Below are 23,730 nucleotides of genomic sequence, written 5' to 3'. Positions count from 1 at the left end.
TCGGGGAGGTCGGACGGGGTCACGCGACCAGTCTGGCGCGTGCGCCTGCGCGCCTCGCGGAGGCGCTCCGTCCGGGTGCCCTTCCGGAGACGCGCCGTCCGGTGTGCTCTCCGGGGTCAGCTCGCGCGCACGCGCCGCCACCCGCCGGACGTCCGCTCGGCCAGGCCGCGGATCTCGAGCCGGCCGAGGGCACCGACGGTCTCGGGGACGGCGAGCCCCGCCGACCGCGCGACGGCGTCCGTCGGCACCCCTGACCGCAGCGGCAGGGCGTCCCACGTCCGGGTCTCGACGGCGTCGAGCCCGTCGTACACGGCGTCGCGGGGCGCCCTGCGCGTCCCCGCGGCCGGTGCTCCCGGCGCCGCGTCCCGTGCCAGCGCTCCGGCCAGCTCCGCCACCTCGTCGGCGTCGGTGACGCACACGGCGGCACCGTCGCGCAGGAGCCGGTGGCAGCCGGTCGACGCCATCGAGGTCACGGGTCCAGGGACGGCGCCGACGGGCCGCGAGAGCTCGGCGGCCCGGACCGCCGTGCTGAGCGATCCCGAGCGCCAGGCCGCCTCCACGACCACGGTCGCGCCCGCGAACGCCGCGATGAGCCGGTTGCGCAGCAGGAAGCGGACCCGGCTGGGCACGGATCCCGGCGGCACCTCCGACACGACGGCACCCCCGGTCCCGACGACGGCCCGGAGGAGCTCCGTGTTGCCGACGGGGTACAGCCGGTCCACCCCGCCCGCGAGGAACGCGACCGTCGGGCCGCCGGACACGAGCGCCGCGCGGTGGGCCGCGGCGTCGATGCCGTAGGCACCGCCCGAGACGACCGTGAACCCGCGCGCCGCGAGACCGGACGCGATCTCCCCGGTCACGTGGCGCCCGTAGTCCGTGCACGCGCGTGCCCCGACGACCGCGACGGATCGCGCCGCCAGCGCCGCCAGGCCGTCCGAGCCACGGACCCAGAGCGCGAGCGGACGGCCCGGACCCAGGTCGTCGAGGGGCGTCGGCCAGCCCGGGTCGCCCGGGACGACGAGGGAGCCGTCGAGCCGGTCGAGCACGTGGAGCTCGCGGCGTGGGTCGAGGCCCTCCAGCCGCGGTGCCCAGCGCGCGACGGCGCGCAGGAGCCGCGCGACGGGCCCGCTCCGCGGGTCGCGACCGGGCGCGGGCCGGTCGTCGCCGGCTGCCGCAGTGCCCGGCCCGGCCCCTCCGAGCAGCGGCCCCAGCCCCGACCCGCCGTCGTCGGCGACCTCCGCGAGCCGGACGAGCTCGCGGCGGGCCTGCGCCGGGTCGTTCACCGCCTCGACGAGCCAGGCCAGCGCGCCCGGGGCGCCGAGCTGCTCGACGAGCGCGACCGCGACCTCGTCCCCGGGCTCCGCCAGGCGCGACCACGCCGCCCGCGCGAGCCGGTCGTCGGCGACGTCGAAGACCGGCCGCACGGGAGCCGTCGGGGCGGCCCGGCGCTCAGCCACGGTAGCCCCGCGTCCGGAGCGCGAGCCCGGCCCCGACGTCGGCGCGCGTGGGTGCGGCGTGCCCGGCGAGGTCGGCGACCGTCCAGGCGAGGCGCAGCACACGGTCCGCGCCGCGCAGGCTCAGCGTGCCGCGGTCGAGCGCGGCGTCGACGTCCGTCAGCAGGCCGGGGTCGGGCCCCAGCCGGTCGCGCAGCCACGTGCCGGGCACCTCGGCGTTCGTCCGCCACGGCGTCCCGGCCAGGCGCGCTGACGCCGTCTCCCGGGCGGCGGCGACCCGTCGTGCGACCGCCGCGCTCGGCTCCGGCCGCCCGGCGTCCGCGCGCTCGACCCGGGTGACGGGTCGGACCTCGACCTGGACGTCGACCCGGTCGAGCAGCGGACCGGACAGCCGGCCGAAGTAGCGGCGCTGCGCGACGGGCGAGCACGTGCACTCGAGCCCCTTCCCGACGCCCTTGCCGCACGGGCACGGGTTCGCCGCCAGGACGAGCTGGAAGCGCGCGGGGTAGCGCGCCGTCCCCCCGGCCCGGTGGATCACGAGCTCGCCGTGCTCGAGCGGCTGCCGCAGGGTCTGCAGCACGCGCGCCCCGAACTCCGGTGCCTCGTCCAGGAAGAGGACCCCGCGGTGCGCGCGCGACGCGGCACCGGGCCGAGGCAGGCCGCTGCCGCCCCCGACGATCGCCGCCGGGGTGGCCGTGTGGTGGGGGTCCTCGTACGGCGGGCGGCGGACGAGCCCGGAGCCCGGGTCGAACACCCCGGCCACCGAGTGGACGGCGGTCACCTCGACGGCCTCTCCCTCCGTGAGGTCGGGCAGGATCCCGGGCAGCCGTGACGCGAGCATCGTCTTGCCCGCGCCCGGCGCACCGACCAGCAGCAGGTGGTGCCCGCCCGCCGCGGCGACCTCGAGCGCGTGCCGAGCCTCGTGCTGCCCGACGACGTCCGCGAGGTCGCCCGGCTGCGGCCGCGCGGCGGCCGGACGGGGCACCACGACCGGTGGCACGGCACCGCCCGGGTCGTCGAGCGACGCCCCGTGGAACCGGGCGACGTCGGCGAGGGTCGTGGCCCCCACGACGTGCGCTCCCGGCACCAGCCGGGCCTCCTCGGCGTCCGCCGCGGGCACGACGACGTCGGGGAACCCGGCGGCGACGGCCGCGGCCACCGCGGGCAGGACGCCGCGCACGGGCTGCAGGCGGCCGTCCAGGCCGAGCTCCCCGAGGTGCACGACGTCCTCCACGGCGCGCGCCGGGACGACCTGGGCGCCCGCGAGCAGCGCGACCGCGATCGCGAGGTCGAAACCCGTGCCGGACTTGGGGAGCGCCGCGGGCGAGAGGTTGATCGTGACCTTGCGCTGGGGCCACGGGATGCCCGACGAGGTGACCGCCGCACGCACGCGGTCCCGCGACTCGCTGAGCGCCGCGTCCGGCAGCCCGACGAGCACGAAGCCGGGCACCGAGGCAGCCAGGTGCGCCTGCACCTCGACGACGTGGCCCGACAGCCCGACGAGCGCGACGGCGCGGGTCGTCCCCAGGCCCATCAGGCGCTCACCCCGACGAGGTGCTCCACCTGCGCCGCGCCCGCGCGCGCCACGAGCACGGCGACGACGTCGATGCGGACCGACCGTGCGCGCACGTCGTGGGTCGCGAGCCACTCCCCCGTGAGCCGGCGCAGGCGACCGAGCTTCGCGGGCGTCACGGCCTGGGCAGGGTGCCCGAACCCGGTGCCGCGACGCGTCTTCACCTCGACGGCGACCAGCACGTCCCCGTCCAGCGCGACGACGTCGAGCTCGCCGCGCGTCCCGCGCCAGTTGCGGTCGAGCACGGTCCAGCCGGCCTCGACCAGGTGGGCCGCGGCCACCCTCTCCCCGTACCGCCCGACGGCGTCCTTCGCTCCCATGGGCTCACCTCCGCCGCCCACCGTGGGCGACGGGGAGGACGCGGCGCCAGCGACTCGCGACCGCCTGTGGACGGGACCCTCGGGAAGCGGCCGTGTGGACGGCCACGACCGTGGTCAGAGCTGGAGCTCAGCCTTCGCGAGCTCCTCGACGTTGACGTCCTTGAAGGTCACCACCCGGACCGACTTCACGAACCGCGCCGACCGGTACACGTCCCACACCCACGCGTCGGCGAGCCGCAGCTCGAAGTACACCTCGCCCGCGGCGGAACGCACCTGGAGGTCCACCTGGTTCGCCAGGTAGAAGCGGCGTTCGGTCTCCACCACGTACGAGAAGAGGCCCACCACGTCGCGGTACTCGCGGTACAGCGCGAGCTCCATCTCGGTCTCGTAGTTCTCGAGGTCTTCGGCGCTCACGCCTCCATCATGGACCATCGAGCGCTCCGCGCCCGCCTCAGCTCGTGGGCAGCCCGGCGTCGGGGTCGAGCTCGAGGACGTCCACGGGCTCGCCGTACGCGGGGGCGCCGAGACCCTCGTCCCCGCGCTCGGGCAGGCGCCAGGACCGGCGGTGCTGCGGCGTCGGGCCGTGCTCGCGCAGAGCCTCGACGTGGGCCGCCGCGCCGTAGCCCTTGTTCTGGTCCCACCCGAAGGCCGGGTACTGCCGCGCGAGGCTGGTCATGAGACCGTCGCGCTCGGTCTTCGCGAGCACGCTCGCCGCGGCGACGGAGGCGCACTGGAGGTCGGCCTTGACCAGCGTGCGCACGCGCGGGTCGACGATCCGCTCGTCGTCGTGCGGGTCGAGGTCGAACGCCTCGAAGAGGTCGACCGCCGAGGGGCGGCTGAGCCAGTCGTGCTTGCCGTCCAGGAGGACCGCGTCGACGTCGCCGACCGTGCGGCGCACCTGGGCGAGCGCGCGGCGGCCCGCGAGGCGCAACGCACCGACGATGCCGTGCGCGTCGATCTCGGCCGGACCCGCGTGGCCCACGGCCCACGCGACCGACCACGAGCGCGCGAGCGGCACGAGGGCCTCGCGCGCGGCCGCGGTGAGGAGCTTGGAGTCGGTGAGACCGGGCGGGCACGGCTTCGTGGTGAGGTCGACGACCACGACGCCCACCGAGACCGGGCCCGCGAGCGCGCCGCGGCCGACCTCGTCCATGCCTGCGACGAGCCGGGCGCCGTCGCGCAGCATCGCGCGCTCCTGGCGCAGGTCCGGACGACGCCGCGCGGACGCGCGGCGACCGCGCGAGGGTGCCGCCGGCGGCGGAGCGACGGGCGCCTCGGCGAGCGCGGGAACGGCGGGAGGCGCGACGGCGTCGAGCGTCACGGCTCCACCTCGGGCACGTCGGCGAACACGTCACCGGGGTTGCGCAGCAGGCCGAGGTGGGAGAGCGGCCAGACCTTGACGAACGCCGTCCCGACCACGTTGCCCATCGGCACGAACCCGCCGCCGGGCTTGCCCGTGTTGTAGCGCGAGTCCGCCGAGTTCTGCCGGTTGTCGCCCATGACGAACAGCATGTCCTCGGGCACGGTCCGGTCGAACGGGTCCTGGCTGGGGATCGAGCCGGGCTTGATGTACGTCTCGTCGATCGAGACGCCGTTGACGCTCACGCGCCCCTCCGCGTCGCAGCACACCACGTGGTCGCCCGGCGTGCCGATCACCCGCTTGATGAGGTGCTCGCCCGTGTCCTGCGGCAGCAGGCCGACGAAGGTCAGCGCCGCGCGCAGCGCCTCCGACACCGGGCTCTCGGCCTGCGGCACCGGCGGCGGCAGCCACCCGCCCGGGTCCTTGAACACCACGATGTCTCCGCGGTGCACGTCGAACGCCCCCGGCACGAGCCGGGACACCATCACCCGGTCGCCCTCGACCAGCGTGTCCTCCATGGACGCGCTCGGGATGAAGAACGCCTGCACGAGGAACGTCTTGATGAGCAGCGACAGCACGAGCGCGCTGACCACGATGATGGCCGTCTCGCGCAGCAACGACGACTTCCGGGCCGGGCGCTCGCGCGAGCCGCGCGACGAGCCGCCCGCCCCGTCGGCGGCGAGGTGCTGGCCGTGCGGGCCCGCCCCGTCGTCCTCGGGACCGAGCGCCGCGCGCTCGGTGCCGGCGTCGGGCTGCGGGCCGCGGGGCGGGGCGCTGTCGGTCACGCGTTCACAATGCCACCTTCCGGCGACTTCCGAGAAACGGACCGGCCCTCGGACCGCGGGTCCGGGGACGACGACGGCGGCCGTCCCGAGGGGACGGCCGCCGTCGGACGAGCGGAGCGGCAGCGCGTGTCGGCCGTCTGTCGACGGTCCGTCGACGGCCCGCCGGCAGCCGATCAGCGAGCAGGCGCGGTGTCGCGCTTCTCCTTGATCTTCGCCTTCTTGCCGCGGAGCGCGCGCAGGTAGTACAGCTTGGCGCGGCGCACGTCACCGCGCGTCACGACCTCGACCGAGTCGATGGACGGCGAGTGCACGGGGAACGTGCGCTCGACACCCACGCCGAAGCTGATCTTGCGGACCGTGAACGTCTCACGGATCCCGCTGCCCTGACGGGCGATCACGACGCCCTGGAACGCCTGGACGCGGGAGCGGGTGCCCTCGACGACCTTGACGTTGACCTTGAGCGTGTCGCCGGGGCGGAACTCCGGGACGTCGCTGCGCAGCGATGCTGCGTCGACGCTGTCCAGCGTGTGCATGTGCTTCTCCTCGTCCGCCACAGGTCGGACGCGTGCTCGTGGCCCGGGCGCGCCGGGCCGTCGTCGTCTGTCGGTTGGGGTGTGCCGTGCTGCGCGTGGACGGTCGACCACCTCGCGGTCGTCGTCCGTCGTGCCAGTCCGCCCGAGGATCCGGGCGCGGGCTCCCCTGTGGCAGAGGTTCCGGGGCGGCACACACCGATCGACCATTCTGCCACACCCGGAGGGTCTGCCGGCAGCCGGCGTCTCGCGGGGTCGACGCGACCTCAGGGAGCGCCGTGCGCGGCGGGCACGAGGCGACCGTCGACGACGGCCCACCCCACCTCCGCGAGGACCTCCAGGTCGTGCCGGTCGAGCCCGTCGACGGCCAGCGCACGCACCATGTCCGGCCGTCGCGCGGCGGTCCGGCGCAGGGCCTGGTCGCGGCGCCAGCGATGGATTCGCGCGTGATGACCCGACAGGAGCACGTCGGGCACCTCGAGGTCGCCCCAGGCGGGCGGCTTCGTGTACACGGGGTACTCGAGCAGGCCCGCGGCGCCGTGCGACTCCTCGACCAGCGACTCGGGGTTGCCCACGACGCCCGGCAGCAGCCGCCCGACCGCCTCGACCATGACGAGCGCGGCGACCTCTCCCCCGTTGAGGACGTAGTCGCCGATCGACAGCTCGCTGACCCGCATCCCGGCCGACCGGTAGTGCTCGGCGACGCGCGCGTCGATCCCCTCGTAGCGTCCGCAGGCGACGACGAGGTGCTCCTCGGTCGCGAGCGCCTCCGCCGTGCGCTGCGTGAAGGTCTCGCCCGACGGCGTCGGCACGACCAGGTGCACCGCGCCCGCCGCGTCCGGCGTCCCCGCCGAGAGGCCCGCCACGTCGTCGATCGCGCGGCCCCACACGTCGGGCCGCATGACCATGCCCGCTCCGCCGCCGAACGGCGTGTCGTCGACGGTGCGGTGCCGGTCGGTCGTCCAGTCCCGCAGGTCGTGCACGCGCAGGTCGAGGATCCCCGCGGCGCGCGCCTTGCCGACGAGCGACAGGTCGAGCGCGGCGAGGTAGCCGGGGAAGATCGTGACGACGTCGATCCGCACGTCAGGCCTCGCCGTCGTGCTGGTCGTCGGTCTCGCTCGCGGTGGAGCCCGACGTGTCGGCGCCGTCCGGCGCCGCGACCTCGAGCCGGTCCGCGTCCGACGCGAGCAGCCCACCCGGCGGGTCGAGCACGACCCGCCCGCCCGCCACGTCGACGAGCGGGACGATCTGCCGGACGAACGGGACGAGCGTGCGGGCCCCTCCCGTCTCGCGGAGCACGAGGACGTCGTGCGCGGGCAGGTGCTCGAGGCCGTCGATGCGTCCGAGCGTCCGGCCGTCTAGGTCCTCCGCGCGGAGCCCGACGAGCTCGTGCGGGTACCACGCGTCCTCCTCGTCGGACGCCTCGACCTCGACGACGAGCTCGACGCCGCGGAGGGCTTCCGCGGCCGTGCGGTCGCGGACCCCCTCGAACCCGACGAGCCAGCGTCCCTGGTGCACCCGCACGGTCGCCACGGTCAGCGGGCCCGTCGCAGCGGGACGCGTCTCCAGGCGCTCGCCCACCGCGAGGCGCTCCTCGGGCTCGTCGGTGCGCAGGTCGAGCACGACCTCGCCACGCAGTCCGTGCGCCTTGCCGACGCGCGCGACGGTCAGCTCCATGGTCGTCACTCCTCCGGTGGTCCTGGTCGGGGTGGTGCCGGGTCGGCACCGGGTCTCGCAGCGGGTACAGGAAGGCCCGGCCCGCCGATCGGCGGGCCGGGCCTAGCCCGTGGCCCCTCACGGGGCACGATGGTGCGGGCCTCAGCGGCGGTCGACGTCCACGACGTCGACGCGGACCGGCCCGTCGGTCGCGAGCGCGCCGATCACCGTGCGCAGGGCACGGGCGGTGCGCCCGCCACGACCGATCACGCGGCCGAGGTCGTCCGGGTGCACCCGGACCTCGAGCAGGTCACCGCGACGCAGCGTCTTCGCGTTCACCCGGACGTCGTCCGGGTTGTCCACGATGCCGCGCACGAGGTGCTCGAGCGCCTCGGCGATCATCAGGCCTGCTCGTCGGCAGCGGCCTCGTCGGCCGCGTCGGCGGGCTCCTCGGCCGGAGCCTCGGCCTTCTTCTCGGCGGCCTTGGCCTTGACCTTCTCCGCGTCGGCGGCGGCGGCCTCGATCGCGGCGGCCGGGTCGACCTTCTCGCCCTTGACCTTGAGCGTGCCCTCGGCCCCGGGCAGGCCCTTGAACTTCTGCCAGTCGCCCGTGATCTTGAGGAGCGCGAGCACCTGCTCGGTCGGCTGCGCGCCGACGCCGAGCCAGTACTGGGCGCGGTCCGAGGTGATCTCGATGAACGAGGGCTCCTCGGTCGGGTGGTACTTGCCGATCTCCTCGATCACGCGACCGTCGCGCTTGGTGCGCGAGTCCGCGACGACGACACGGTAGTACGGCGCACGGATCTTGCCGAGACGCTTCAGACGAATCTTGACGGCCACAGTGGTGGTCTCTCCTGGTTCTGGTTCGGGCGAACCCGGACCCGTCCCGTGGGGACAGGACGAGGAAGGGGTTCAGGACACGGCACGCGCCGGAGAGAGGGGCCGGGGCACGCCGAGTACCGGGACATTGTGCCAGACCGGACCGGCCGGGACCAACCTGCGCGCGAACCTCTCAGCCGGCGTGCGGGGCGACGATCTCACCGCGAAGCACGACGGCGGTCGGGGCGCGCAGGACGCCGACGTCCTCGCGCGGGTCCTGCGGGTACACGACGAAGTCCGCCGACGCGCCCTCGACGAGCGACGTGTAGCCGAGGTACTCCCGGCCCTGCCAGCTCGCCGCCGCGACGACCGCCGCGTCGGGGATGCCGGCGGCCACGAGCTCGGCGCACTCGTCCGCGAGGCGGCCGTGCCCGATCGTCCCGCCCGCGTCGGTCCCCACGAGGATCTGGATGCCCGCCTCGTACAGCGCCCGGGCCTGCTCGTACCGTCGCTCGTGGAGCCGTCGCATGCGCGCCGCGAACACCGGGTACTTCCCGTCGGCCTGCCGGGCGATCGCCTCGAACTGCCCGACCTGCAGCAGCGTCGGCGTGACGGCGATCCCCCGCTCGGAGATCTCGTACATCAGGTCCGGGTCGATCCCCGTGCCGTGCTCGATCCCGTCGACGCCGGCGGCGAGCAGCGACGGGATCACCTCCTCGGAGAACGCGTGCACGGTGACGCGCGCGGCCTCGGCGTGCGCGGCCGCGACGGCCTCCGCGAGGACGTCGTCGGGCCACAGCGGTCGCAGGTCGCCCTCGGACCCGAGGTCGCGGTCGATCCAGTCACCGACGATCTTCACCCAGCCGTCGCCCTGGCGCGCCTCGCGGCGGACGGCCTCGGGGAGCTGCGCGACGTCGTCGAGCTCGAGCCCGTAGTGCCGCAGGTAGCGCTTGGGACGCGCGAGGTGCCGACCGGCCCGCACGAGCCGCGGCAGGTCGCGCCGCCCGTGGACCCACCGCGTGTCGAGCGGCGAGCCGGCGTCGCGCACGAGGAGGACGCCGCTGTCGCGGTCCGTGACGGCTTGGTCCTGGGCCGTCGCCGCGTCGACCGCGCCCTGCGCACCCAGGCCGACGTGGCAGTGCACGTCGACGAGGCCGGGCAGGGCCCAGCCCTCGAGCTCCACCATGTTGGTGCCCTGGGCGGACGGCCGCGTGAGGCTGATCCGCCCGTCCTTGACCCACAGGTCGCCCACCTCGCGGTCGTCGCCGACGATGACGTGGCCGCGGACGTGCAGCGTGGGGCCTTCCAGCGCGGACATGCGGCTCCTGGGTGAGGACGGTCAGGACGGTCGGCCCGGTTCGCGGGCACGGGGCGGCATCGGAGGGTGCCACGGACATAACCTAGCGCCACCTGGCGACCAGGCGGCTGCGGGACGCACCCGGGGCACGACGCGGCGCCCGAGGGCGGTGGTCGGTCAGCGGCCGAGCAGCTTCTCGAACCCGGGCGGGAGCTGGAGGTCGTCGGGCGTCGTCCGGGCCGGCTCGGCGGGGCTGCCGACGCCGAACGCCGACCCGGCGGGCGCGGACGGTCCGGGGGTCTCCCCCGCCGCGCGGGCGGCGGCCGCGCGCTCCTGCGCGGCGCGCTTCGCCGGGTTGCCCGACTTACCCTTGACCTTGCGCTGCGGCGCCTGGCGCCCGCGCGCCTTCTTGCCGCCCATGCCCGGCAGGTTGCCCATGCCGGGCATCCCCGGCATGCCGCCGCCCCGGCTCATCTGCCGCATCATCTTCTGCGCCCCGGCGAACCGCTCGAGGAGCTGGTTGACGTCGCTGGTCGTCACGCCGGACCCGCGCGCGATGCGCGCGCGGCGCGACCCGTTGATGATCTTCGGGTTGTCGCGCTCCGCGGGGGTCATCGAGCGGATGATCGCCTCGATGCGGTCGACCTCGCGCTCGTCGAAGTTGTCGAGCGCCTCGCGCATCTGGCCCATGCCCGGGAGCATCCCGAGCATCTTCTTCATCGAGCCCATGTTCTTCATCTGCTGCATCTGCACCAGGAAGTCCGCGAGCGTGAAGTCCTGCCCCGTGGCGACCTTCTCCGCCATCTTCGCGGCCTGCTCGGCGTCGAACGCCTTCTCGGCCTGCTCGATGAGCGTGAGGACGTCGCCCATGTCGAGGATGCGCGACGCCATGCGGTCCGGGTGGAACGCCTCGAAGTCGGTGAGCTTCTCGCCCGTCGAGGCGAAGAGGATCGGGCGCCCGGTGACGCCTCGCACGGACAGCGCGGCACCGCCGCGCGCGTCGCCGTCGAGCTTGGTGAGCACGACGCCCGTGAAGTCGACGCCCTCCTCGAACGCCTTCGCGGTCGCGACGGCGTCCTGACCGATCATCGCGTCGATGACGAACAGGACCTCGTCGGGCTGCACGGCGTCGCGGATGTCCGACGCCTGCTGCATGAGGACCGCGTCCAGGCCGAGGCGGCCTGCGGTGTCGACGATGACGACGTCGTGCTGACGCTGGCGGGCCGTCTCGACGCCCTCGCGCGCGACGGCGACGGGGTCGCCGATGACGTCGTCGACCTCCACCCCGCTCTGGTTGCCCGGGTGCGGGGCGAACACCGGGACCCCGGCGCGCTCCGCGACGACGGTGAGCTGGGTGACCGCGTTCGGGCGCTGGAGGTCCGCGGCGACGAGGAGCGGGGTGTGCCCCTGCTCGCGCAGGTGCAGGGCCAGCTTCCCGGCCAGGGTCGTCTTTCCCGCACCCTGGAGGCCCGCGAGCATGATGACGGTCGGAGGCGTCTTGGAGAAGCGCAGCCCGCGGCTCTCGCCGCCGAGGATGCCGACGAGCTCCTCGTTGACGATCTTGACGACCTGCTGCGCCGGGTTGAGCGCGCCCGAGACCTCGGCCGAGAGCGCGCGCTCGCGCACGGTCGCGCTGAACTCGCGCACGACGGGGACCGCCACGTCGGCGTCGAGCAGCGCGCGCCGGATCTCCCGGATCGTCGCGTCGATGTCCGCCTCGGACAGCCGGCCCTTCGCACGCAGGTTCTTGAAGGTCGAAGTCAGTCGGTCCGACAGCGTGTTGAACACCGCGTCATCCTCACCAGTCGTCGGAAGTCTCGTCCGCGTCGGCGCTCCCGCCCGCCGTCGCCCGAGGTCGGGCGCGGGCTGGCAGAGGACGCGCCGTCCGCGAGGGACCAGCCTACCCGGCGGCGTCCGGTTCTCCCGGCACGTCTCTCGGCGCAGCCCGCAGCACCCGGAGCGTCTCCCCCACGAGGTCGTCGACGAGGCGAGCACGCCAGGCGGTCCACGCGCTCGGGCCGAGCGAGGACGCGTCGGCCTCGGTGAGCGCCCGCAGCACCTCGAGCAGGTCGGCGCGGTGGTCGACGGCGGCGGCGAGCTCGGCCACCGTCGCCGGGTCGTCGGGGTCCTCGCTCACGGCGAGGCGGGACAGCGTCAGGTGGTGGCGCACGAGCCGCTCGACGTCGGACACGACGTCCGGCTCGAACCCCATCCGGCCGAGGATCGCGGGCACGAGGCGCGCGCCCTCGACCGAGTGGTCGACGGCGCCCGCGCGCTTGCCGATGTCGTGCAGCACCGCGGACAGCAGGAGCAGCTCCGGCCGCTCGACGTCCTTGCGGACGCGCGCGGCACGCGCGACGACCTCCACGAGGTGCCGGTCGACGGTGTGCCGGTGCACGGCGGCGCGCTGCGGGCGGTTCCGCACGCCCGCCCACTCGGGGATCCACGTGGTCACGACCCCGGCTAGGTCGAGCGCCTCCCACACGGCCACCTGGGCCTGCCCCGACCCGAGGAGGGAGAGGAACGCGGCGCGCGCGGCACGCGGCCACGGCTCGGGCAGGGGCGGGCACTGGGCGAGGCTCGCGACGGAGACCGGCGAGAGCGTGAGGCCCGTCCGCGCGGCGGTGGCGGCGGCGCGCAGGGACAGGAGCGGGTCGGACGCGGGGTGGGCGTCCACGGCGAGCACGAGCTCGCCGTCGTGCTCGACGAGCCCGTCGCCGACGGACCGCAGGCGGGGTGCCGTCCGACGGCCCCGGACGAGCACCGGACGCCGCGTGACCGACGGCCGCTGGAGCGCCTGGCGGGCGCGCCGGACCGTCGTGTCGAGCGCGTAGGAGACCTCACGGCCCGCCGCCGCGAGGCTCGCGAGCAGCTCGTCGGGGTCGTCGAAACCGGACAGCGCGGCGACCTCGTCGAGGTCGGCCAGCAGGAGCCGGCTCGTGTGCCGCCCCGTGACGACCTGCAGGGTGTCCCGTACGTCGAGCAGGTGCGCGTGCGCGCGGTCGACCGACCCGTGAGGGCGGTCCGTGAGCCACGTCGCGGCCAGTGCCGAGAGCACGACGGCGTCCCGGATGCCCCCGCGCGACTCCTTGAGGTCGGGCTCGATGAGGTAGGCCAGCTCGCCGGACCGCTCGGCGCGCTCGCGCGTGGACGCGAGCAGGTCGGGCAGGCGGCGGCGCGACGCGGAGCGCCAGTCGGTGAGGACGGCGGACGACGCCCGGTGCACGACGACCGCGTCGCCGGCCACGGCACGCACGTCGAGCCAGCCGACGGCCGCGGGCACGTCCTTGGACGCCACCTGGCGGCACTGCGAGAGCGAGCGCACGGAGTGGTCGAGGTCGACCCCGGCGTCCCAGAGCGGGTACCACAGGCGCTCGGCGACGCGGGCGACGTCGTCCGCCGTGTGGCTGCGCCCGTCGTGGACCAGGACGAGGTCGAGGTCGCTCGCCGGCCCCATGTCGCCCCGGCCCAGGCTGCCCACCGCGGCGAGCGCGATGCCGTCCGGCGCGACGCCGTCGGTCGCCTCGCGCCACAGGCCCTGCAGGGACGAGGTCACGAGGTCGACGACGGCGGCCCGGCGCGCGACCCCGCCCCGGCCGGGGCCGCTCCTGGACCGCGCGACGTCGAGCATCCGCGCGCGGAGGTCCCGCACCCCGTCGGGGTGCGGGACCTCCGCGTCGTGCTCGCCCGGCTGCTGCCCGAGGCGCCCCGCCGATCCCCCTGCGACCCCGCCCGTGGTCGGGGTGTCGGCGTGGTCGGTCATCCGATGGCCCGTCGCCTCACAGGGCGCCGGGGCCGTGCTCGCCCGTGCGCACGCGGGCGACGTCGTCCACCGGGACCGTCCAGACCTTGCCGTCGCCGATCTTGCCGGTCTGCGCCGCCTTGACGATCACCTCGGTGACCGCGGTCGCGTCGGCGTCGTCGACGAGGACCTCGACGCGGACCTTGGGCACCAGGTCGACCGTGTACTCCGCACCGCGGTAGACCTCGGTGTGGCCCTTCTGGCGCCCGTAGCCGCTGGCCTCGCTGACCGTCATGCCCCGCACGCCCGCGGCCTCGAGCCCCGACTTCACGTCGTCGAGCCGGTGCGGCTGGATGATTCCCGTGACGAGCTTCATGCCCGCACCTCCTTGATGACGCTGCCCTGCTGGATGGACTCGTACGCCGTCTCGCCGTGGACCGCGAGGTCGATGCCGCCGACCTCGGCGTCCTCGCTGACCCGCCAGCCCATCGTCGCCTTGAGGATCAGGCCGATGACGAGCGTCGTGGCCGCCGAGAACACGATGGCGACGAGGGCGATGAGGATCTGCACGACGAGCTGCTGCGCGCCGCCCCCGAAGAAGAGGCCCGTGTCGGTGGCGAGGAAGCCGATCGCGACGGTACCCCAGAGGCCCGAGACCAGGTGGACGCCGACGACGTCGAGCGAGTCGTCGTAGCCGAAGCGGTACTTGAGACCGACCGCGAGCGCGGAGAGCGCGCCGGCGACGAGGCCCAGGACGATCGACGTCACGGGGTTGAGGGCGCCCGCGGCCGGGGTGATCGCGACGAGACCCGCCACGACGCCCGACGCAGCACCGAGCGACGTCGCGTGGCCGTCGCGGATCTTCTCCGTGAGGAGCCACCCGATGATGCCCGCCGCGGTGGCGCTCGTCGTGTTGACCCAGGCGAGGCCGGCGGTCTCGTTCGCCCCGAAGGCCGAGCCCGCGTTGAACCCGAACCAGCCGAACCACAGGAGGGCCGCGCCGAGCATGACGAACGGCAGGTTGTGCGGGCGCATCGGCTCCTTGCCGAAGCCCTTGCGCTTGCCGATGAGGATCGCGAGCACGAGGGCCGCGACGCCGGCGTTGATGTGGACGACGGTGCCGCCCGCGAAGTCGATCGGCGCGACCGTGGCGGCGCCGTCCGTCACCCCGAAGACGCGTGCCGCGAGGCCGTTCTCGTTGCCCGAGAGGAAGCCGCCGCCCCAGACCATGTGGGCGAGCGGGAAGTAGGTGACGGTGACCCAGATCGCCGTGAAGGTGAGCCAGGTGCCGAACTTCACGCGGTCGGCCAGCGCACCCGAGATGAGCGCGACCGTGATGATCGCGAACGTCACCTGGAACGCGATGTCCACCACGTTCGGGTAGTTGCCGAGCGTGCTCGCCACGGCGCTGCCGTCGGCGTCCGTGATCGCCCCCGAGAGGCCGAACTGCGCGAACGGGCTGGCGACGAGGCCGCCCGTCCCGGCCTCGCCGTAGGACATCGACCAGCCCCACAGCACGTAGACGACGCCCACGACGGCCATCGCGCCGAACGACATCATCATCATGTTCAGCACGGACTTGGCGCGGACCATGCCGCCGTAGAAGAACGCCAGTCCGGGCGTCATCAGGAGCACGAGGGATGCTGAGGTCAGCATCCACGCGGTTGCCCCGGTGTCCCACTCCATCGGATCATCTCCCCTCGCCAGCCGGGCGGCCGGTCGGGGACTACGGTGGTGCGGGCGGGTTTCCCCCGCGGTGTCGCCGTGTTACGCGGGTGTGACAAGCGTTCCTCGGACGTAAACGTTCCGTTTCACCGCCCCTTCACACCTCCGGGGACGTCGCACCGCGTCCGGATCGCGACACGCTCGTGATCGGAGCGTGACACGACCGTGACCCGTGGACGTCGCCCGTCAGTCGCCGAGGAGCCCGTCGACGAACTGCTCCGGGTCGAACGGGGCGAGGTCGTCGGGCCCCTCCCCCAGCCCGACGAGCTTCACGGGGACGCCCAGCTCGCGCTGCACCGCGACGACGATGCCTCCTCGTGCCGTCCCGTCGAGCTTCGTCAGGACGATGCCCGTCACACCGGCGACCTCGCCGAACACGCGCGCCTGGTTGAGACCGTTCTGCCCCGTGGTCGCGTCGAGGACGAGGAGGACCTCGGAGAGCGGCGCCTCCTTGGTGATGACGCGCCGGATCTTGCCCAGCTCGTCCATGAGGCCCTGCTTGTTCTGGAGCCGGCCGGCGGTGTCGACGAGCACGACGTCCACGCCCTCGGCGCGGCCCCGGCGCACGGCGTCGAACGCCACGGCGGCGGGGTCGGCGCCGTCGCGGTCCGAGCGCACGGTCGGGACGCCGACGCGCGAGCCCCAGGTCTCGAGCTGGTCCGCCGCCGCGGCCCGGAACGTGTCCGCCGCGCCGAGCACGACGCTGCGGTCCTCCGCGACGAGCACGCGCGCGAGCTTGCCGACCGTCGTCGTCTTCCCCGTGCCGTTCACGCCGACGACGAGCACCACGGCCGGCACCGGGTTCCCGTCCTCGCCGGCGTGGGGCGACGTCGCGAGCGACCGGTCGAGCGACGGGTCGACGAGCGCGACGAGCTCCGTGCGGAGCAGGTCGCGCACGCTCGCGGCGTCCCGGACGCCGAGGACGCGGACCTTGGTGCGCAGCGCGTCGATGAGCTCGCCGGCAGGACCGGCGCCCACGTCCGCGAGCAGGAGCGTCTCCTCGAGCTCGTCCCAGTCGTCCTCCGCGAGGTGGTCGCGCGAGAGCACGGAGAGGAGCCGGGCGCCGAGCGGCGAGCCGGAGCGCGCGAGGCGCTCACGGAGCCGGACGAGGCGACCGCCGACGGGCTCCGGCCGCTCGACCGTCGGCGCGGGAGGCGCCTCCTCCACGGGCGGGGCCTGCACCTCGGCGCCCGGGGGCGCCGTCACGGGCTCGCGGGTCGCCGGCGGCTCGGCGGGTGCGGTGGGCGGGGGCTCGACGACGTCGCGGCGACGCCGACGGACCGACACGGTCCCGAAGGTGACGAGGCCGACGAGGAGCAGGACGCCGAGGACGATCCAGAGCGGGAGGAGGTCGTTCACCCCGGAAGTCTCTCAGACGAGGGCGGAGGCCACGCGGCGGTCACGCCCGTGGTCCCGCGGTGGTCACGCCTGAGGGGGACGCTCTCCCGTGTGCAGCGGCCGCACGCGCTCCCGCGCGCGGTGCAGGACGTCGGTGAGCTCCTCCGCGTCGACGTACGCGTTCGACGTCACCTCGGTCGCGGTGAAGAAGTCGTCGATGCTCGTGTCGACCGGCCGAGGCATGCGCACGGTCCCGACGTGGTGGGCGTCCAGGTTCCCGCGGCGACGCCGCCGACGCAGCCCCGAGCGGAAGTCGCGCCAGAACGCGCGCATCCCCTGCTCACCGGACCGGTCCCCCGCCGCGCCCGTGGCCTGGGCCTCCGAGCGCGCGACGACGCTCGCGAACAGGAACACGACGGCGGCGACGCCGAGCGTGAGCCCCAGCCACACGAACATCCAGACCATGAGGTCCAGTATCCGGGTCGACGCACGCGGCGCGACCCGTGCCACGCCGTGCCGTCCGATCGGCACCACATCTTCACAAGGCCCGGAATTCCAACGTTTCCCCAGCGTCCGCCCAGGTCGCGCACGTGCCGTGCGGCGGCGTGAGCCCGCTCACACGGGGACCTCCTCGCGCGTCTCGTTCATCCGCTGGCTGATGACGGTCGTCACGCCGTCGCCGCGCATCGTCACCCCGTAGAGGGCGTCGGCGATCTCCATCGTGCGCTTCTGGTGCGTGATGACGATGAGCTGCGAGTCCTCCTGGAGCTCCCGGAAGATCTCGAGGAGCCGGCCGAGGTTGACGTCGTCCAGCGCGGCCTCGACCTCGTCCATGACGTAGAACGGCGAGGGCCGGGCCTTGAAGATCGCGACGAGCAGCGCGACCGCGGTGAGCGAGCGCTCGCCCCCGGACAGGAGCGAGAGCCGCTTGACCTTCTTGCCCGCCGGCCGCGCCTCGACCTCGATCCCGGTCGTGAGCATGTCGTCCGGGTCCGTGAGTACCAGCCGTCCCTCGCCGCCGGGGAACATGCGCGCGAACACCCGCTCGAACTGCTCGGCGGTGTCGCGGTACGCGTCGGCGAACACGCGCTCGACGCGCTCGTCGATCTCCTTGACGATCTCCAGGAGGTCGGCACGCGACTTCTTGAGGTCGGCGAGCTGGTCCGCGAGGAACTTGTGCCGTTCCTCGAGCGCCGCGAACTCCTCGAGCGCGAGCGGGTTCACCTTGCCGAGCCGACCGAGGTCCCGCTCGGCGGCCCGGAGCCGCTTCTCCTGGGCCGCGCGGTCGTAGGGCACGGTGCGCGGCTCGTCGTCGTCCGACGCGACCGGGACGTCGCGGTGCGGGCCGAGCTCCTCGACGAGGACCGCCGGGTCGAGGCCGAGCTCGTCGACGCTGCGCGCCTGGAGCTGCTCGATGCGCAGCTGCTGCTGCGCGCGCGCCACCTCGTCGCGGTGCGCGACGTCGGTCAGCTCGTGCAGGCGGGAGGCGAGGTCGTCGACCTCGCGCCGGGCAGCGGTCACGGCGGCGTCGCGCTCCGCGCGCGCCGCCTCGGCGGCCGCGCGCTCCTCGCCCGCGCGGGCGAGGGAGCGGTCGACCGCGCCGAGGGCGCGCGCCGCGCCGTCGCGCACGGCCGACGCGCGCTCAGCCTGGCGCACCCGGGCGGCCTCGCGCCGCGCGGCCCGCTCGCGCGCCTCGCGCTCCGCCGCGGCGGCCCGGGCGAGCGACTGCGCCCGGCCGGCCACGGCGCGCGCGCGTTCCTCGCTGGTCCGCAGCGCGAGACGCGCCTCGGTCTCGGTGGTGCGCGCCGCCGACGCGAGCGCGAGGAGACGGTCGCGCTCGGTCGTCGCGTCGGCGACCGCCTCCTCGGACTGCTCCGGGGCCGCCTCCGCGACGTCGAGCCGGTCGACGAGGTCCGCGAGCGCCTCGCGCGCGTCGTCGAGCCCCTGCGACGCGCGCTCGAGCGAGGTACGCACGCGCTCCGCCTCCGCCGCGGCCGAGCGCGCCGTCGCGCCGAGGTGTCCGAGCTGTTCCGCGACGGCCGCGAGCTGGGCGTCCGACTCGTTGAGCCGGTCGAGGGTGTCGTCGTACCGAGCTCGGGCCTCCTGCGCGGCGTCGCGCGCGCCCACGAGGGCGAACCGCGCGCGCTCCCCCCGGGCCGCGGCGTCGTCGTGGGCGGCGCGCGCCTCGTCGAGGGCGGCCTGCAGGTGCAGCACGCTCGGAGCGGAGGCCGACCCGCCCCACGCGCGGGTCGTCGCGAGGAGATCGCCGCCGCGCGTCACGACGGAGATGCCCGGGTGCCGCGCCACGAGGGCGCGCGCGTCCGCGAGGTCCTCGACGACCGCGACGTCGGAGAGCAGCGCGCGCACGGCGCCGCCGACGCCCCCGCCGGCCGTCACGACGTCGACGACCCAGCGCGCGCCGTCCGGCAGGGCGACGTCGCCGTGCACGCTCCCGTCCGCCCCGTCGGCCGCCACGACCAGGCCCGCCCGTCCGGCGTCCTCGGTGCGCAGGTAGCGCAGCGCGTCGACGGCGGCGTCGACCGACTCGACGGCGACGGCGTCCGCGGCGGGGCCGAGCGCCGCAGCCACGGCGTCCTCGTACCCGGCCTCGACGCCGAGCAGCGCCGCGAGAGACCCCACCACCCCGACGCCGTCGGCTGCGAGCAGCGCGCCGGCGCCGTCCTTGCGGTCCAGGCTCAGCTCCAGGGCCTCGATCCGCGCGCTCCACGTGGCACGCTCCTGGTCCGCCACGGAGGCCTCGTCCTCGAGCTCCCGCACGACCGTCGTCGTCCGCTCGACCTCGTCCGCTGCGGCCTCGTGCTCGGCGTCGAGGCCTTCCTCGCCCTCCTCGGCGCCGACCACCTGGGTCTCCAGCACCGCGAAGTCCGTGCGCGCCTGGGTGCCCCGGTGCTCGGCCTCCGCCAGCGACTCGCGGAGGCGCCCGATCTCCGCCTCCGCGGCCTCGACCCGCGTGCGCTGCGCGGCGACCTGGCCCGCGAGGCGCGCGAGGCCCTCCCGCCGGTCGGCGGCACCGCGGAGCAGCGTCGCGACCGCGCGCTCGGCCTCGCCCGCCGACCGCTCGGCGTCCTCGCGGTCCACGACGGCCGCCGCGAGCGCGTCGCGCGCCCGGACGACCTCCGCCTCGAGCTCGGCCTCGGTCGCGCGCACGCGCTCCGCCTGGGCCTCGATCTCGTCGGGGTCCTGGCCCCGCTGGGCGGGCTCCGGGCGACCGAGCAGGCGGACCCGCTCCTCCGCGAGCGTCTGCGTGCCGCGCAGGCGCTCGCGCAGGGACGACAGCCGGAACCAGACGTCGGTCGCGGCACCGAGCGCGGGCGCCGCCTCCGCGGCCTCGCGCTCGAGCCGGCCGAGCCCGTCGCGGGCCGTGGCGAGCGCCCGCTCGACCTCCGCCTGCTGCGCGCGCAGCGCCGCCTCGTCCGCGATCTCCTGCTCCAGGGTCGCGGTGAGCTGCGCGAGGTCGTCCGCGAGCAGGCGGGCCTTGGCGTCGCGCAGGTCCGCCTGGATCGTCGCCGCCTTGCGGGCGATCTCGGCCTGGCGTCCCAGCGGGCCGAGCTGGCGGCGGATCTCGGTCGTGAGGTCGGCGAGGCGGGTGAGGTTGGCCTGCATCGCGTCGAGCTTGCGGAGCGCCTTCTCCTTGCGCTTGCGGTGCTTGAGGACGCCCGCGGCCTCCTCGACGAAGCCGCGGCGGTCCTCGGGGGTCGCGCGCAGGACCGCGTCGAGCTGTCCCTGCCCGACGATCACGTGCATCTCCCGGCCGAGGCCGGAGTCCGAGAGGAGGTCCTGGATGTCGAGGAGGCGGCACGCGGCGCCGTTGATCGCGTACTCGGAGCCACCGCTGCGGAACAGCGTGCGGGAGATCGTCACCTCGGTGTAGTCGATCGGCAGCGCGCCGTCGGTGTTGTCGATCGTCAGGGAGACCTCGGCGCGCCCGAGCGGCGGCCGCCCGGACGTCCCGGCGAAGATGACGTCCTCCATCTTGCCGCCGCGCAGCGTCTTGGCGCCCTGCTCCCCCATGACCCACGCGAGCGCGTCGACGACGTTGGACTTGCCCGAGCCGTTCGGCCCGACGACGCACGTGACCCCGGGCTCGAAGCTCAGCGTCGTCGCGGACGCGAACGACTTGAAGCCGCGCAGCGTCAGGGTCTTGAGGTGCACGGACCCGAGCCTAGTGGCGGCCCCCGACGAACCCGCGGATCTGCGCCCCGCGCGGCCGGACGCCGTCGGCGGGGCGCCGGGACGCGAGACGCCCCGCCCCGGCCGGTGCGGCCGGGACGGGGCGCGGTGCCGCGTGACGGTGCGTCAGCCGAGCTCGGGGAACCAGAGCGCGATCTCGCGCGCGGCGGACTCGGGCGAGTCGGAGCCGTGGACGAGGTTCTGCTGGACCTTGAGGCCCCAGTCGCGACCGAGGTCGCCGCGGACGGTGCCGGGCAGGGCCTCGGTCGGGTTCGTCGCGCCCGCGAGGGAGCGGAAGCCGGGGATGACGCCCTGGCCCTCGGCCACGACCGCGAGGATCTTGCCCGAGAGCATGAAGTCGACGAGCGGCTGGTAGAACGGCTTGCCCTCGTGCTCGGCGTAGTGCGCGGCGAGCAGCTCGGGCGTCGCGTCGAGCAGGCGCACGGCGGCGAGCGTGTAGCCCTTGGCCTCGACGCGCCGCAGGATCTCGCCGGACAGGCCGCGGCGGACGCCGTCGGGCTTGACGAGGATGAGGGTGCGCTCGATGGTCTCGGTCAGTGCGGGTGCGACGTCGGTCATGGTCGCCGAGCCTACCGGCCGCGCGGGCGTGCGGGACGCCGTGACCACCGGGCCCGTGAGGCGCGCCTCAGTCGGCGTTGGGCGCGGTCTCGGGGTGCTCGGCGTCGTACGCGGCGCGCTCCCGGTCGATGCGCCCGCCGAGCCGGATCGAGACGACCCACAGCACGACGAAGAGCCCGCCGACGACGAACATCATCGGCACGACGAGGCCGAACGCCAGGACCGGCACCTGGACGACCGACCCGGCGACGTAGCCGCCCGGCGTGCCGACCATGCGCGAGAGGACGACGAGCACGACCGCGAGGGCGCCGCCTACGAGCCAGATCGACGTCGCGCTCGGCAGCTCGAGCGGCCCGCGCGAGTAGGGCACGTCCCGCAGCCCGTAGGCGACGAGCGTGGCGAACACCACGAGGAACGCCTCGAGCAGCAGCGTGGTGGACGCGAACTGGACCTTCGCGGGCTTCTTGGGCTTGATCCGGTCGCCCGGCGAGGGGCGCACCGGGCCCGCCGCGCGGCCGTAGCGGGACGGCTGCGCGGCGGGCTGCGACGGCGAGGTGCTCACCCGGTCAGGATACCGGCGTGGCGTCGCGGCCCCGGTCCTCCGGGTGGTCGCCGCCCGCCCCCGCGGCTCCCGCGGTCACGACGGCCGGGGCCTCGCCCGCGCCGTCCTCGACCGGCACCGGGGCGTCCTCGACGAGGTCGCCGTGGTCCGCGACGGCCTCGCCGCGCGCGACCATCCCCGCGACGTCGGAGAGCTTGACCTCGCGCAGGAAGAGCGCGAGGACGAACCCGACGAGCACGAGCGGGACGAGGTACCAGAAGGCCGGGGCGAGCGCGTCCGTGAACGCGTCGACGACGCCCGTGTGGATCGGCTCGGGGAGCTGCTGCACCATCTCGGGCGTGAGCGAGGCCCCCTCGGCACCGGCGGGGGCCGAGCCCGCGGGCAGGCCCGCGAAGACGCCCTCGAGGTTGTCCGCGAGGCGCGACGTGAAGATCGTGCTGAACAGCGCCGTGCCGACGGCCGCGCCGATCTCGCGGAAGAAGTTGTTCGCGCTCGTCGCGGTCCCCAGCTCGTGCGGGTCGACGGCGTTCTGGACCGCGAGGACGATCGTCTGCATGACGAGGCCCATGCCGGCGCCCATGACGAAGATCATGGCGCCGAAGAGCCACATCGACATGTCCCCGGTGATGCGCGTGAGCCAGATCATGCCCGCGGCGGTGATCGCGAGCCCGACGACCGGGAACACCTTGTAGCGGCCGGTCTTGGTGATCGCGATACCGGACCCGATCGCCGTGAGCATGACGCCCGCCATCATGGGCAGCAGGAGGAAGCCGGACTCGGTGACCCCGGCGCCGGTCGACATCTGGAGGAACGTCGGCAGGAACGCGAGCGCCGAGAACATGCCCATGCCCAGCACGAGGCCGATGAGCGTCGCGATCGTGAACGTCCGGTTCTTGAAGAGGTGCAGCGGGAGCAGCGGCTCCTCGGCACGGTTCTCCACCACGACGAACGCGGCGATCGACACGATCACGACCGTGACGAGGCCCAGGAGCCACGGGTCCGACCAGTCGTAGCCGCGCGAGCTGGTGAGGGACTCCCAGCTCGTGACGAGCACGATGCCGGACGTGGCGACGACCATGAGGAAGATCCCGGCGACGTCGATCTTGCGGCCCGAGCGGTGCGACGGGAGCTTGAGCGCGACCCACGCGACGACGAAGGCCGCGACGCCGATCGGCACGTTGATCCAGAACGCCCAGCGCCAGCCCGGCCCCTCGGTGAACCAGCCGCCCAGGAGCGGCCCGATCACGGCCGCGATGCCGAACAGGGCGCCCATGGGACCCATGTACTTGCCGCGGTCCTTCGCGGGCACGATGTCCGCGATGATCGCCTGCGACAGGATCATCAGACCGCCGCCGCCGAGGCCCTGCACGCCGCGCCAGGCGACGAGCTCGGGGAACGACTGCGCGAACCCGGCACCGGCCGACGCGATGGTGAAGAGCCCGATCGCGACGAGGAACGGCCACCGACGACCCCAGAGGTCGCCGAACTTGCCGTACAGGGGCATGACGATCGCGATGGCCAGGATGTAGGCCGTGATGACCCAGCCCTGGTGCTCGACGCCGTGGAGCTCGCCGACGATGGTCGGCATCGCGGTGCCGACGATCGACTGGTCGAGGGAGGACAGGAACATCGACGCCATGAGCGCGCCGAAGATCACCCACACGGTGCGCGGGGTGAGCACGACGAGCGGCTTGGCGCCGTCGACGGGGGGTGCTGCGGTGGAGGAGGCCATGAGGATCCGGTTCAGTCAGGACGGGCGGGCGCGCGCCGACGGGCGCGGCCCGTCGTCGGGTGGGGAGC

Annotated in this window: 22 protein-coding genes; all 22 read right to left on the bottom strand. The window is 74.9% G+C overall.

Annotation, left to right across the window (positions count from 1 at the left end; translation table 11 throughout):
* Positions 1-116: 116 nt before the first annotated feature.
* The 22 genes from dprA to NHH00_RS07780 all read right to left on the bottom strand — a co-directional run bounded on the left by dprA (position 117) and on the right by NHH00_RS07780 (position 23,662).
* Entirely contained in the window at positions 117-1,457 is a 1,341-nt protein-coding gene (gene dprA, locus NHH00_RS07885; RefSeq protein WP_253051279.1) for a DNA-processing protein DprA, read from the bottom strand.
* Complete coding sequence (locus NHH00_RS07880; protein ID WP_253051278.1) at positions 1,450-2,988, bottom strand: YifB family Mg chelatase-like AAA ATPase; 1,539 nt, start codon at positions 2,986-2,988, stop codon at positions 1,450-1,452. The genes dprA and NHH00_RS07880 overlap by 8 nt, the downstream gene beginning before the upstream one ends.
* Positions 2,988-3,347, bottom strand: coding sequence for a YraN family protein (locus NHH00_RS07875; protein ID WP_253051277.1), 360 nt, complete (start codon positions 3,345-3,347; stop codon positions 2,988-2,990). Before NHH00_RS07875 ends, NHH00_RS07880 begins: the two co-directional genes overlap by 1 nt.
* Before the next feature lie 114 nt (positions 3,348-3,461).
* Positions 3,462-3,761: a DUF2469 domain-containing protein gene (locus NHH00_RS07870; protein WP_024840525.1), complete on the bottom strand. Its 300-nt coding sequence runs from the start codon at positions 3,759-3,761 to the stop codon at positions 3,462-3,464.
* 37 nt (positions 3,762-3,798) lie between these two features.
* Positions 3,799-4,533 carry a ribonuclease HII gene (locus NHH00_RS07865; protein WP_253051463.1) on the bottom strand — a complete coding sequence of 245 codons (735 nt, stop codon included), beginning with the start codon at positions 4,531-4,533 and terminating at the stop codon, positions 3,799-3,801.
* Between the two features lie 131 nt (positions 4,534-4,664).
* Entirely contained in the window at positions 4,665-5,492 is an 828-nt protein-coding gene (lepB, locus tag NHH00_RS07860) for a signal peptidase I (RefSeq protein ID WP_253051276.1), read from the bottom strand.
* A gap of 173 nt (positions 5,493-5,665) precedes the next feature.
* Positions 5,666-6,025 carry a 50S ribosomal protein L19 gene (gene rplS, locus NHH00_RS07855; protein WP_253051275.1) on the bottom strand — a complete coding sequence of 120 codons (360 nt, stop codon included), beginning with the start codon at positions 6,023-6,025 and terminating at the stop codon, positions 5,666-5,668.
* A gap of 263 nt (positions 6,026-6,288) precedes the next feature.
* Positions 6,289-7,104: a tRNA (guanosine(37)-N1)-methyltransferase TrmD gene (trmD, locus tag NHH00_RS07850; RefSeq protein ID WP_253051274.1), complete on the bottom strand. Its 816-nt coding sequence runs from the start codon at positions 7,102-7,104 to the stop codon at positions 6,289-6,291.
* Position 7,105: 1 nt separating this feature from the next.
* Entirely contained in the window at positions 7,106-7,699 is a 594-nt protein-coding gene (gene rimM, locus NHH00_RS07845; protein WP_253051273.1) for a ribosome maturation factor RimM, read from the bottom strand.
* A 141-nt stretch (positions 7,700-7,840) separates the two neighbouring features.
* On the bottom strand, positions 7,841-8,080 hold the full coding sequence (locus NHH00_RS07840; RefSeq protein WP_024840519.1) for an RNA-binding protein: 240 nt from the start codon (positions 8,078-8,080) through the stop codon (positions 7,841-7,843).
* Positions 8,080-8,517, bottom strand: a complete 438-nt coding sequence (rpsP, locus tag NHH00_RS07835) for a 30S ribosomal protein S16 (protein WP_253051272.1) — start codon at positions 8,515-8,517, stop codon at positions 8,080-8,082. The genes NHH00_RS07840 and rpsP overlap by 1 nt, the downstream gene beginning before the upstream one ends.
* 172 nt (positions 8,518-8,689) lie before the next feature.
* On the bottom strand, positions 8,690-9,814 hold the full coding sequence (locus tag NHH00_RS07830; RefSeq protein ID WP_253051271.1) for an amidohydrolase family protein: 1,125 nt from the start codon (positions 9,812-9,814) through the stop codon (positions 8,690-8,692).
* 156 nt (positions 9,815-9,970) lie between these two features.
* The gene (ffh, locus tag NHH00_RS07825) at positions 9,971-11,581 is read right to left on the bottom strand and encodes a signal recognition particle protein (RefSeq protein WP_253051270.1); all 1,611 of its coding nucleotides are present in this window, start codon (positions 11,579-11,581) and stop codon (positions 9,971-9,973) included.
* Positions 11,582-11,693: 112 nt separating this feature from the next.
* Complete coding sequence (locus tag NHH00_RS07820; protein ID WP_253051269.1) at positions 11,694-13,556, bottom strand: [protein-PII] uridylyltransferase; 1,863 nt, start codon at positions 13,554-13,556, stop codon at positions 11,694-11,696.
* A 16-nt stretch (positions 13,557-13,572) separates the two neighbouring features.
* The gene (locus NHH00_RS07815; protein ID WP_253051268.1) at positions 13,573-13,911 is read right to left on the bottom strand and encodes a P-II family nitrogen regulator; all 339 of its coding nucleotides are present in this window, start codon (positions 13,909-13,911) and stop codon (positions 13,573-13,575) included.
* Entirely contained in the window at positions 13,908-15,221 is a 1,314-nt protein-coding gene (locus tag NHH00_RS07810; protein WP_253051267.1) for an ammonium transporter, read from the bottom strand. The genes NHH00_RS07815 and NHH00_RS07810 overlap by 4 nt, the downstream gene beginning before the upstream one ends.
* Positions 15,222-15,446: 225 nt before the next feature.
* Positions 15,447-16,619: a signal recognition particle-docking protein FtsY gene (ftsY, locus tag NHH00_RS07805; protein WP_253051266.1), complete on the bottom strand. Its 1,173-nt coding sequence runs from the start codon at positions 16,617-16,619 to the stop codon at positions 15,447-15,449.
* 63 nt (positions 16,620-16,682) lie between these two features.
* Complete coding sequence (locus tag NHH00_RS07800; RefSeq protein WP_253051265.1) at positions 16,683-17,063, bottom strand: hypothetical protein; 381 nt, start codon at positions 17,061-17,063, stop codon at positions 16,683-16,685.
* Positions 17,064-17,213: 150 nt separating this feature from the next.
* On the bottom strand, positions 17,214-20,771 hold the full coding sequence (gene smc, locus NHH00_RS07795) for a chromosome segregation protein SMC (protein WP_253051264.1): 3,558 nt from the start codon (positions 20,769-20,771) through the stop codon (positions 17,214-17,216).
* Positions 20,772-20,915: 144 nt separating this feature from the next.
* On the bottom strand, positions 20,916-21,368 hold the full coding sequence (gene ndk / locus NHH00_RS07790; protein WP_253051263.1) for a nucleoside-diphosphate kinase: 453 nt from the start codon (positions 21,366-21,368) through the stop codon (positions 20,916-20,918).
* Positions 21,369-21,435: 67 nt separating this feature from the next.
* On the bottom strand, positions 21,436-21,930 hold the full coding sequence (locus NHH00_RS07785; RefSeq protein ID WP_308202275.1) for a DUF4233 domain-containing protein: 495 nt from the start codon (positions 21,928-21,930) through the stop codon (positions 21,436-21,438).
* 4 nt (positions 21,931-21,934) lie between these two features.
* Entirely contained in the window at positions 21,935-23,662 is a 1,728-nt protein-coding gene (locus NHH00_RS07780; protein WP_253051262.1) for an MDR family MFS transporter, read from the bottom strand.
* Between the last annotated feature and the right edge of the window lie 68 nt (positions 23,663-23,730).

Origin of the sequence: Cellulosimicrobium cellulans (assembly GCF_024124905.1) — a bacterium.
Taxonomy (GTDB): Bacteria; Actinomycetota; Actinomycetes; order Actinomycetales; family Cellulomonadaceae; genus Cellulosimicrobium; species Cellulosimicrobium cellulans_G.
This window is presented reverse-complemented; position numbering and strand designations above follow the sequence as displayed.